Origin of the sequence: Mucilaginibacter sp. PAMB04168 (assembly GCF_039634365.2) — a bacterium.
Lineage (GTDB): Bacteria > Bacteroidota > Bacteroidia > Sphingobacteriales > Sphingobacteriaceae > Mucilaginibacter.
This window is the reverse complement of record NZ_CP155079.2, coordinates 2,320,555-2,333,440: the sequence shown is the minus strand read 5'-3', so window position 1 is coordinate 2,333,440 and position 12,886 is coordinate 2,320,555. Positions and strand designations below refer to the sequence as shown.

General features: G+C 41.6%; 6 protein-coding genes. 3 read left to right on the top strand and 3 right to left on the bottom strand.

The annotated features are described in order from the left end of the window. Positions 1–9: 9 nt before the first annotated feature. On the bottom strand, positions 10–2,289 hold the full coding sequence (locus ABDD94_RS10085) for a right-handed parallel beta-helix repeat-containing protein (RefSeq protein ID WP_345955751.1): 2,280 nt from the start codon (positions 2,287–2,289) through the stop codon (positions 10–12). A 4-nt stretch (positions 2,290–2,293) separates the two neighbouring features. Then, complete coding sequence (locus tag ABDD94_RS10080; RefSeq protein ID WP_345955750.1) at positions 2,294–5,035, bottom strand: glycoside hydrolase domain-containing protein; 2,742 nt, start codon at positions 5,033–5,035, stop codon at positions 2,294–2,296. Positions 5,036–5,334: 299 nt separating this feature from the next. Here ABDD94_RS10080 and ABDD94_RS10075 point away from each other — a divergent pair, with 299 nt between their 5' ends. The 3 genes from ABDD94_RS10075 to ABDD94_RS10065 are packed head-to-tail and all read left to right on the top strand — an operon-like array spanning position 5,335 to position 11,330. Further along, the gene (locus tag ABDD94_RS10075) at positions 5,335–6,486 is read left to right on the top strand and encodes an aminoglycoside phosphotransferase family protein (protein ID WP_345955749.1); all 1,152 of its coding nucleotides are present in this window, start codon (positions 5,335–5,337) and stop codon (positions 6,484–6,486) included. Between the two features lie 39 nt (positions 6,487–6,525). After that, on the top strand, positions 6,526–9,666 hold the full coding sequence (locus ABDD94_RS10070; RefSeq protein WP_345955748.1) for a TonB-dependent receptor: 3,141 nt from the start codon (positions 6,526–6,528) through the stop codon (positions 9,664–9,666). Between the two features lie 14 nt (positions 9,667–9,680). Then, the gene (locus tag ABDD94_RS10065) at positions 9,681–11,330 is read left to right on the top strand and encodes a RagB/SusD family nutrient uptake outer membrane protein (RefSeq protein WP_345955747.1); all 1,650 of its coding nucleotides are present in this window, start codon (positions 9,681–9,683) and stop codon (positions 11,328–11,330) included. 473 nt (positions 11,331–11,803) lie between these two features. Here ABDD94_RS10065 and ABDD94_RS10060 read toward each other — a convergent pair whose 3' ends face one another. Continuing rightward, entirely contained in the window at positions 11,804–12,886 is a 1,083-nt protein-coding gene (locus ABDD94_RS10060) for an efflux RND transporter periplasmic adaptor subunit (protein ID WP_345955746.1), read from the bottom strand.

The following is a 12,886-nucleotide window of genomic DNA, read 5'->3' as shown; positions in this document are numbered from 1 at the left end:
GTTAGAGCATCACTTAACCTTACGGTAACCTATTTTTTTAAGAGGTGGCGCTATGAAAGCCGGCACATTATCATAAATTAAAGAATGTCGTTTTATCTTAAAATTCTGTTTAGGATAATTCTTGAATCCGGGATCGCCAATAGTTTCGAAATTGTGTTTACCGAAATAAACCAGCGTAGTATCGCCTTCAAACTTTTTCTCAATATTTACCATAACATTGTTTTCGAACTTATTGCGTTGAGGCACGGCCGGCCCTTCGTTAAAATATTCCTTCAGTGTAGGGTAAGCTGTTGAGTAAGGCGGCTTGGTGTAGTTGACAGCTTCGAGCCGCTTTTGAAACAAGCCCTTTGGCTGCACAACACCTTTGGCCCACCCTGTTAGGCGCTTATCGATATGAAATGCATAACGCGTATTCAGAAACAGATTGTTGATATAAACATTGTCCTGCCCCCCGCCAATAAATCCGGCTACGGTACCGGCTCTAAAGAAAACATTTCCGATAACCTGTGTACCGCAAGCGCCATCATCATGATAAACTCCCATGGTTTTATTTAAGCCACCTAAATCATGCAGGTAGTTATACCGTACAATATTTCCCCTCTCTGACGGATCTCGACCATGGTAAATGGCACCCATGTCATCAACCTCCAGGGTAGTGCTGTGTATATCATTATATTCAATTATATGGTTATTGCCATGCAGCAAAATAGCCACCGAAGGGGCATTGTATATTTCGCAGTTAGCAATAGTATTACCCACACCAGCAATGTAAATGCCCGGCATAAAGGTTTTTGCGATTCGGTTATAATCGTGTATAAGGCAGTTTTTTACAAACGACTTTGAAGCGGTTAAGGCAATGCGGTTACCTCCGCTAAGATAAATACCACCTGCCCCGGTTTGATAAACCTCACAGTTTAGAATACCGTTATCACTGCCGCCCTCACTATCAAAGGTGGTATTGTCGTAAATATACTGCAATATATCTCCGGTTACCCGCGCTTTTGCATTTAGGTTAGTAACCACTTTATCGCCGTCAACACTCAGCATAGATTTACCTACAAACACCGCCATCATGCCAAGGTTATTAAACGTACATTGATTAACACGCAGGCCTTTTGTTCTTTCGGTATAAATACCCATTCCGCGGCTACATGTAAAGTGTATGTTCTTAATTTGAAAGTTATTTACACCTTCCACTTGTAACATTGGCGTTTCTAAAACGGATAACTCCAGGCTGCGCAACTTGGCTGGAGGCAGCACATATAGTATTTTTGTATCCGTATCAACGTAATACTCTCCTGGTATATCGATCTCTTCGGGTATGTTATAGGCATAATAGGCGCGCCATGGCTTACCGCTGCCAAAACCGTACCGGGTAGACATGGCTGTTTTTATAATGCGCCTTATGGTATCAATACTTTCAACGGGTATAGCATCGTCAGCATATCCCCACATAAAAAAACCACTTAACCAAGCTTTTTTAGGTTCCTTCCATTTGGATGGGCGCGGATCGTTATAAAAAAACACACCGCCCTTTTTTGTAGTATCTACAACCGCTACCGTTGTATTTTTTGAAGCCGAGTCGACCGGTTTAATAGATACAATCTCCTTATTCACTTCAGTAGGCTTAATAGCCATTACGGCGTTCTTAACTTCCGCTGGTTTTACGGCCACCGCCTTTTTATCAGAGATGGTGCTGCCAATTTGTAAAACAGAATCAATGGGTACAGTGCCGGCATTGGGCCACCGCGCAATTTGCCCGGGAGCACCATTTACAAATACTTCCATCCAGGTTGGACCAAAAGGTCTGCTAAAACCTACCGGGCGCAGCTGACCAGGGTCTATACCGAGCTCCTTAAGGTCAATTTGACGTATGCGATCTCTAAATTCGGGTTGAAACCTGCTTAAGTAGGCTTTACTGGTAACAGGCTTTAACCTATCGTGGCCAACAGTAACACCGCCATGAAAAACTACAGGCTCTTTGTTATAAGCTTCTATACTTAACGGCAAGGTCGACGTCCACGTTTTTCCTTGTATTAAATCAATTGAGTGGTCAATATAATAAGTACCGCCTCTAACCCATATCTCAATTTTTTTAACTTTATCACCCTGCACTTTAGATGCAAGCTCTATAGCTTTTTGCACGGTGTTTACGGGTTGCTCCCTGGTGCCCGAAGCGCTTTCAGCACCTGTATTAGCTACATATATTTTGTACACGGATTGCGCACGGGTTATGGATAGCTGTAGAATGAAACAGGAAAACAGTGTAATAATAAATTTATATTTCATAGGGTTACCCGTGACGATTGGTATCTAAAGGAATTACTTTAACAACTTTCTTTTTAATGACGATGATATAACCTTTTGCCGCATCAGCTTTTATTTCATCATTCCATTTGATGGATTTTTTTTCTTGAAATTCAGTTATTTCCGGCATTTCGACAGTAACCTCATCGGGAGTAAGATTAAGGGCCTTCCAATTAATATTTAACTGAAATTTCTGGTCCTTGTCTGAATAGTTAGCAACGGATATCAAGACTTCGTCTCGGCCTTTAAAAATAGTAGCTTCTACCTCGGGGTTATTGCTACGCACCGGGTTGCTTTTATCCCAAAAACCAATCATCTCCTTCTTCTCAATGTTGTGCTCGTCCCAAAACAGCCACAAATACTCGGGCGTTTTAGATCTGAACCAGCCAAGCCTGTCTGTAATACCGTAGTTCATACCACGCCAAACATTACCACCTTTATTTAACATTTGTGAGGTTAAACCAAATGGTATACCGCTAATTTCTATTAGCCAATAGTCTGCGGGTGTGTCATAGTTACGCGCCTCTCCTATCCAAAGCTGATCGATATAGGGCAGCATATCCATATATACATTAAGTGATGATGCAAATTTGCCGTACTCGTTGTAATGGTTCCAGGTGTGCATGTCAATGCGGGCACCCGGACGTTCGCGGTCTAAAATTTTGCGCGCGCGTTTCATGGTTTCTCTATCCAGAGCTAAATCATCCATGTAAATACCATCAATGGCTATGTTTTTACACATCCAATCCAAACCTTCAAGATAAAAATTGTTCATCCTGCTATCTGGCGTGGTAAGTACAGCTAAATCTTGCCTGCCTTTGTATTTGCCATGGGTGAAGGTTGCAACCCAGCCGGGTATAAAGTTTTCTTTAAAATTGGCAGCAAGCCACGGGTGTACACCTTTAGGATTTACAAGCGTACGTGTATTAATACCAGGACCGGGAAATATTATTTCATTGTTAAGACTACGCATAGCCCAAATTTCTTTTGCATTAACCGAAAGTTCGCGGGTTGTATAGTAAACTTTAGACTTTAAACCATGTACATGTGAACTATCGATAAATGCTTTTAAATCCGGTAAGTTTTCGTCCATGAAAGGGTAATCCAGAAAGGGATAGATGTCCTTCTTATGATGGATATTGATAATATTAGCGCCATGTTCACTGGCAGTTTTTATAAAATTTTTAGTGGTATCTATGTCGGTATGGTAGTATCTGTCGCCAAACTGGATGCTTTTGTTAATGAGTTTAAAAGGCGTAATCAGTAAGTCGAAGTTAAAATGATAGGTTTGCCCTCTACGTAATAAACGGCTCCCGGAGTATGCTTTAAGCACAGCACCCTTATTTTCGGTATTGATATCAATCCCGCCCTTTTTACCGTTGCCCCAAGATTCGGGTTCATTAAGTGGGCCAAATGAATAGTAGATGTTTACTAATTGCCTTTTATAATTAGCACCTTTGAATTTAATTTTTAAGCCGCCATTAACATCGCCCATCCAAACCTCATCCTGATCTTTATTTAAAACATCCCATTTCCAGTTCCATTTTTCGGGTCGAAATCCGCCTTCTTTATCTAAACCCATCATATAGGTTGATTTTTGAGGAGACATAGGCATTTCCAACCTGATATCATCCACCATAATATCTTTTAACGGTGTAACCACTAATTGGTACCCTAGGTATCCGTCAAACTCGGCTGTACCATGCACCGCAATATTAACGTCAGCACTTTTAAGTAAAGTTGTCCAGCGTGTTGCCCCTGGCAAATCATCTGTAAAAGATATAGCAGCAGGCGAAAATTGGAGCTGTTTACCGCGCTGCTCCACAACAAACCGCATCTTGTTTGCTAATATGGGTTCGCTCGTTGGTAGTAAACGCTGGTTGTTTTTATCAAAGTAAGTTTGTATATCTTGCGGCAAGCCCTCGGCAGAGAGTTTGATGGTACGCCCAAGTACGCTAATCTCATCATTCTTACGCCCTAACTGCTTGTATGGCTGTGTAACATCGTTATCTAAAGCTATTTTAGAATTTAGCCAAGCCAATCTGGAGAGTTTATCATCCTTATTAAAACCATGGTTTTCAATCTTGTTACCTTTAACAGTGATGTTTATATTAACGGTAGTTGCTGGCAGGCCATGGGGCTTAATGTGAACTAAGCCCTTATACAAGCCGGCTGCATTTTCAGGCACCATAATGCCAAACCATAGAGGTAAAACATTTTTAGACTTTACAGTGAGTGATTTTTTGTATGATTTTCCGGCGATATCGACACCCTGGGTATTAAAGCAGGTGACATCAGTGATGCCTACTTTACCCGCATTGCTTAAGGGTGCAATGTCTACGGTGAGTCCGTCAAGCTGCTGCGCTGCTGCATAAACCCCTATCTGAAAAACGTAGTACTCTCCGGGTTGTGCACTGCCATTAAAGTTACTTAACTCGGCAGCTGTTCTGCTTAGCCACGGCTTAGGCAGTGAATCTAACAACCGAATGGAATTTTGGCGCGTCTCCGGAAATGTCAGGTATCTCTTTCCAGGAAATTTCTTTAGAAGTTGCGCCACCTGTTGTGCGCTGGCCGGCGCAGACATTATTGTTGGTCTTAAGCCAACATCGCCTGTTAATTGAGTTTCACGTATTGCATCAACATCAATGGCGTGCTTCTTTTTATCATCATTCTGACAGAAAGCATTTATGCTTGCGCATATCATGAACACAATTAAGCCTATCTTCATAATTTATAATTAGTTACACCTTTGGATAAGTACCTTATCAAAGCAGGCTTTTGTGAATACTTGTTAAGACTTGCCTCAGGACATAATTTAGGCAGGCAAGTAGGTTAGATTTATATCACTGCTTGACGCCGCTAAGCTAATACTCTTCGCTAAAAAAATATACATTTATCAAAAAATATTTTTTTTTGTGTGCGCACACAAATTGTTTTTATACATTTGTTTGCGCACACACCAAATATACTTGTTGTCCAAGCACGCACCTCGGTTCTCTCTCTATAAACTTTTTTTTATTTACACTTATGTATCTGGGCTCCTATACATTTAATACTTTAAAAGACATTGTGTCTCAATTTAACATACAGGGAGAAGTTAAAGAGATAAACGCGTATGGCTCAGGGCACATTAACGACACTTTCCATATCATTAATGCAAAGTCTGAGCTGCCGGACTACTTATTGCAACGCATTAATTCGCATGTTTTTGAAAACGTAGCGATCTTAATAAACAACATTGAAATTGTTACGCATCATATTAAACAGAAACTGTCGGCCTGGGATGGTGTAGATCCAAACCAACAAGTTTTAACCCTGGTTAGGACAAGCGAAAATAAATGCTACTACCAGGATAATGCAGGAAATTACTGGCGTGTGTACATTTTCCTGAAAAATACACTATCATTTGATATTGTAACTACGATTAATCAGGCAAGAGAAGGAGGTAAAGCTTTTGGACGTTTTCAGGCGCTGATATCAGATTTGAACGCCGATCTTCTGGGCGAAACTATTCCGGATTTCCATAACATTGAAAAAAGACTTCAAAAATTTAAATATGTGTTGGATGCCGATCCGGTGGGACGGAGTGCAGATGTAGCCGAGGAAACTGCATTTGTATTGAAACGCCAGGAGGAGATGTGCTCCATTCTTAACTTAGGTCGTGCGGGGAAACTTCCCTTACGCATTACCCATAATGATACCAAATTTAATAACGTGCTACTTGACACCGACGGCAAGGCTCAATGTGTGATTGACCTGGACACCGTTATGCCCGGCTACATTGCTTACGATTTTGGAGATGCTATACGAAGTATTGTAAATACAGCGGCCGAAGATGAAGCAGATACGTCTAAAATAGATGTCAACATTAGCTTATTTAAAGCATTTACGATCGGTTTTTTAAAAGAAACGGCCAATGTATTAACCGACTTAGAAGTAAAATCGCTCATGATAGGCACCTTGCTCTTGCCTTACATGATAGGGCTGCGTTTTTTAACCGATTATCTTGAAGGCGACATTTATTTTAAAACCCAGTCATCCGACCATAATCTGCAACGTGCACGGGCGCAATTTCAGCTATTGAGGAAACTAGAAGACAATTATGAAGACCTGCAGCGCATAGTGCAGACCACAACAGATGAATACCGTTTAACTGTACCAATTAATAACCATTTATAAACCAACAATGTCAAAAATTAATTTAAACAAACACTGCGTATGAAGAAAAAACGACTACAATTACGTTATTTCTACCATTTAGGAGTAACCAGGATGATGTTATCATGTGCCATAGCTGCCATGCTGCTATTTATCGGCTCGGCTTCATGGGCGCAGGTATCATCCACCGTAAAAGGAAAGGTTTCTGACGCAAAAGGCGAATCGCTTATCGGTGTAACTGTAAAAGCGTCAACCGGGGTATCTACGAGCACCGATGTTAATGGCACGTATAGTATAAGGGTTGGCGCGCAGGGCAGTTTAACGTTTACCAGCCTGGGCTACGATTCTTTAGTGGTACAGGTGTCTGGTAAAACAACCGTTAACGCCACCTTAATAGAAAATAATAAGCAATTAAATGATGTTGTTGTAGTAGGCTACGGTACGCAAAAGCGTAAAGATGTAACCGGCGCTGTTACAACTGTTAAATTTGAAGGCGGACCAAAGGAAAGTGTACCTTTCGTAAACCCATTAGAGGCCTTGCAAGGCACACCAGGCATAAACGTAGGTCCGTCTACCAGTGCAGGCGCAAGTCCAAACATTGTAGTTCGTGGCCAAAACTCTGTTACTGCCGCAACGTCCCCGCTTATTGTATTAGACGGAGTTATTTTTAACGGCAACCTTAACGAGATCAACATGAACGATGTAGCAACTTTCGACATTCTGAAAGATGCTAGTTCGGCTGCTATATATGGTTCTCGTTCGCAAAATGGGGTTGTATTAATTACCACCAAAAGAGGCAAAACCGATAAACCTACTATTAATTTCAACACTTACTACGGTATCCAAAATTGGACCCGGGTACCTAAAATGAGAACCGGTGATGATTTTTTACAATGGCGAAAAGATAACTTATCCATCAGAGGTACAGACATAACCGATCCAACCAAGGTATTTTTAGCTCCTCTTGAGCAACAAGCTTATAACGGGGGACACCAAATGAATTGGTTAGATGATATAACCCAATATGCACCCATTAAAAATTACGAGGTAAGTGTATCAGGCAGAACAGCCAAAACAAATTACTACTTTTCGGCAGGATTCTTAGACCAAAAAGGGGTTTTAGCTAACGATAATTTTAAAAAGCCCAACTTTACGTTAAAGCTCGAAAATAACATTACCGATTGGCTCAGCTACGGTGCAAACGCCTATTATTCATCGCGCGATTATTCCGGCATAAGTCCTGATGTGTATATGGCAACTTACATGTCACCTTACAGTTACAAATATGTTGCTGGCACAAATGACAATTTACTACAGCGCTACCCTACCGGCAGTACATCATTCTATAACCCGTATTGGGGTAACGTAGGTTTATCACAGCCTGCTTATATTGATGATAACCGGGAAATTTACACGAGCATTCGAGGTACTGGCTTTATTAACGTGAAATTTCCGTTTCTAAAAGGGCTAAATTACCGTTTTGATGTAACCGGAAGCCGGGGAACAATGGACTATGGCTACTTCCATCATGAAAGTGGAAATATAAATACGCTGGTAGCCTCAGAAATTGCCAATCCTTCCCAATTCTTATCAACGGCACGGGGTTACAAAACTAATAGATTATCAGATGCGTGGCTGTTTAACAACTTGTTAAGCTACACCCGCTCTTTTGGCAATCATAATATAGATGCATTGGTGGGCTACACGCGCGATTACACGCATGAAAATTCGATAACTTTAAATGGTGCTAACTTTGCAACTAATGGCACAACTGTGTTAGGTTTTTATGGCTTAAATGCAGCTACCACCATCACAGGAGCTACCAATGATTCGAAGTACTCTAACGTTGGTTACATAGGTCGTTTAAACTACAATTACAAAAGTAAATATTACGCAACCATAAATGTTAGAAGGGATGGGTATACCGCGTTTGCCGAAGGACGCAAATTTGGGGTCTTCCCGGCTGGATCGGTTGCTTGGGCTTTAAGCGAGGAAGGCTTCATGAAAAATGTGCGGGCAGTTAACTACTTAAAGTTAAGGTTGTCTTACGGTCGCACTGGTAATCAGGGCATATCACCTTACCAAACCCAATCATTAACAAGTACCGGTTATACTGTATTTGGATCAAACAGTGCTTTCTACACAACACCATCTACACTCGGCAACCAAACCCTTACCTGGGAAAAAACCGATGCGTTAAACCTTGGTGTCGACTTCACATTGCTGGATAACAGAGTATACGGTAATATTGATATGTATAAAAGCAACACTACTGATCAGCTCATTACACGTTTCATACCGATTTTTACAGGCTTTAACACCGTTCAATCTAACCGTGGCGAAGTAGCCAACAAAGGTTTAGAAGTAACGTTAAATACCGTTAATATTAAAGCCGCCAGCGGCTTTAAATGGGAATCTGGATTTAATTTTTGGATAAACAGGAATAAGTTAGTACACCTGAATGGTGCTGATGCAAATGGTGATGGCAAAGAAGATGATGATATTGCCAACAGTTTCTTTATTGGCAAATCATTAGGAGCCATATACGATCTTACGTTTGACGGTATAGTCCAATCTACAGATGCTGATTATATTAAAACCTATGGCGCAGTAGCCGGAGATGTTAAGTTTAAAGATCTGAACAACGATGGTAAGTTAAACGACCTTGACCGTTCAGTTATCGGCTATGCTAAAGAAAACTATAACTTCAATATATCTAACACATTTAGCTACAAAAACTTTCAGTTATATTTTACCATCAATGCTATAATCGGTGGTGGCAAAGACAATTTCTTTATGTCTACTAATTTAAGGGGCCGAAACCCAGGTGCTGTATTGTCAGCCTCGGGTAACTGGTTAAATCAGCCTTACTGGATGCCAAACAACCCAAGTAACGAGTACCCTCGTCCAAATTATGCCAACCCTTACGGTTATGGTTTTTATCAATCCAGAACGTTTGCCAGGTTACAGAATGCATCATTAAGCTACACTTTTCCGCAAAGTATCTTGAAAAAGATACGGGTAAGCAATTTGAAAGTATATGTAGCTGGCACTAACCTTTTCACAGCAACCGGCTGGACAGGGCTCGATCCTGCCAATGGTGCTCAAATTGGTGGCAATGGCGGTTCTACAAACTCTTCTGTTAACCAATCAAACCCCATAATGCGGTCGGTAACGTTTGGTTTAAATTTAGGATTTTAATAAAGCTTAGGATTATGAAATTATTTAGAAACATATTAACGATAGCGTCAGTAGGCATTATGATGATGTCATCTTGCAAGGATGCCGACTTTTTAGCAGAGCAGCCAACTGATGTGCTTCTCACCAGCAATGCACTGCTTAACAAAGCACAATTTGATGTAATGAGTGCATCAATGTATCGTAACGTACAGTTGTTTTACAACTCGGCCGATGGCACCAAGGATGCATGGATACTGGGTTTAGGCACTGATGTGTGCTTTGACCCGCGCGATGCATCTACTAAATTCAACAACTGGTCTATCGTTACAGCCCAGGACAATTACACGAATGATTGGTTCAACTCGCAATATAATATCATTAAAATTGCCAACACACTTATTGCCGGTGCTGCCAATCCGGAAGTTACCTGGGCCAGCGAGGCGATAAAAAATGCTACAATTGCCGAAGCCCGCTTTTTTAGAGGTTTTGCTTACCGCAACTTGGCTAATATTTTTGGCGGGGTTCCAATTGTCGATAAGCCGGTAGCCGAAGCCAAAGATGATTTTGTTAGAAACAGCCGCGAAGAATGCTGGGCATTTGCAAAAGCAGACCTTGAATTTGCCCGTACCTACCTGCCGCTTACTACAACAAGCCCAGGCCGGGTAGTGCGCGCTGCCGCAGACCACTTTTTATCAGAAGTGAATATTTCCTTAAAGGATTATGATGGCGCTATAGCCGCTGCAACACGTGTTATAGATGGCACCGACGGAAATTTCTCATTAGTAAAAGCTAGGTTTGGTGCCCGTGCAGCCGAAGCTGATAAGAATTACTATTATGATCTCTTTGTAATGGGTAACCAAAATACGCAAGCCGGCAACAATGAAGGATTGATGGTTGCTCAATTTGAGGTGACACCCACAGGTGGTGTTGTCAACGGTGGTGTACCAAGTTTCAGCAGGCCGCTTATTGAGCGTATGATGTGGTGTAACTATTGGGGATTAGCCAAAATTGGCTATACCACAGGTGTAGCAGTTGATTCGACCGGACGCGGTGTGGGTTTTGTGAGACCAACCAATTATACTAATTACACTATTTGGAGAAATGCCGGGAACGACATACGTAATAGCGAAGTATGCATTAAACGTAAATATTACTTTGGCCCGGGTATAGCGCCAAGCACGGGCTTCAAACCTAAAGACCTTATCCCTAAATCGTTCCTTACTACCAGAGATGATACGATGATTTACGTATTTCCTAACTGGTGTAAATTTGGCACTGATAAACACATTAACGCACAACCTGATAACGGATATGTAAGAGACTTTTATGTGGCCCGCTTATCAGAAACCTACTTGTTACGCGCAGAGGCTTATTTAGGTAAAGGGTTAACCTCAAACGCAGCTGCAGATATTAACGTGGTCAGAGCACGTGCACAGGCCCCCTTAATCACTTCTGCAGATGTAAGCATTGACTACATTTTGGATGAGCGCGCACGTGAACTTTATGGCGAAGAGTTCCGGATATTGACACTCGGAAGACTTGGTCTTGTTTATGATCGGACCAAACGTTATGGATCTCCTGAGTCGGCAGCATCAATTCAACAGTTTAACAACCTTATGCCCATTCCACAAACAGCTATTGACCGGAACATTGGAGCAAAAATAAATCAAAATCCAGGCTATTAATAGTTGCTTTAATAAATTAGTTAATCGGCAAAGGCGGGGGAAATTCATTTTGACCCCGCCTTTTGCTTTGTAAAAATTTCAGTTTTATCGTTACGATAATCAGGATCAGCTATTAAGTAAAAACTGCCTGCACTTATAAACGCTTATAGCGTTCCCTTACGGATCCATGGCTCGTGAAAATCAAAAGCCAGATTAAGCGTATATTGAATGCTTCTGCAACATATTTCAAATTGACAACGCGTAATGAAGACAAGGAAATATATTAGTAGCTAATTGAAATTAAAAAAGATTGCTTCATTTCAAATTTCAACCAGTTAACCAGGTTTTTATATCCGGACTTGAAAAGGAAGACAATTAAAAACTTACTGCCTCCTTAGGGGGCTTAACCATACAAATTACGTCGAAGTTTGTGACTGATTTGAAGTGGTTGACCGATTTCCCCCGAAAGATTTAACGACATAAAATAAGGTATTCTAAAGAATTAACTGGCCTTCTTTGATCTCATCACCTGCATGAAGTAAAATTCTCTCGCCAGTTTTCAGATTGCCAAACACCTCGGTCGATTCGTCACCAGCTATACCTTCTTTTACATCCGCAAATACGGCTTTCCCGTTTACCACTTTGATTACATACTGGCGTTCTGTAGAACGGACAATAGCGTTATTTGGCACCAACAGTGATTTAGCACCAAAGATCAACGGGATTTTTACTTCTCCATACATACCCGGTTTTAATCGCTGATCTCTATTGTTCACATCCACTTCAATGGCTTCAGAACGCTGGGAACCTAAAGCATTAGCAGATCGGCTGATATACGCTTTGTTTTCCTGACCCGGAAGCGCATTGAACACAAAACTTACTTTTTGCTTAAGATCCACCTTTTCTACATAGGTTTCAGGGATCATAACCTCCAAACGCAGTTTACGGGTATCCTGCAAAACCAGCATCGGCTGGTCGGTGGATTTACCTGGACCAACCAGCGCACCTGCAGATACATTACGCTGCACGATCATGCCATCAAACGGTGCCCTGATGTTCAAGTAAGCCTGTATATTACTGACGGATGCCGCATTCGATCTTTCGGACATCACCACCGCCTGGTCGGCTTTCATTTTAGATAAGGCATTATCCAGATCAAGGGGCGATACCGCTCCCTCCTCTTTTGCGGCCTCTTTTAGTCTGCGGTATTTTTCGCGGCTGGCGTTAGCAGATTCCTGCGCCTGCAAAAAACGGGCTTTAGCCGACTGTACCTGTGACGCCATTTCAGGAGCCTCCAATACGACCAGCAACTGCCCTTTGTGCACTAGTGTGCCGCGGTCTACATTGATTGTTTTTACAAAGCTGTTGATTTTGGCAAAAATATTCACTTCGTTAAACGGCTTCAGTTGACCGGGAAGCCGAACATAACTGGACATAGCTTTTTCAGATACACTCCCGGTTTCAAACTTGCTTTCGATTTTCTTTTTCTCGTCGGTTAGGTCAACCGGCTTTTGCGGTCCCGAACAACTGTACAGGGTTGCAGCTAACACTGCTATAAAGATAAAATGACTTTTCAT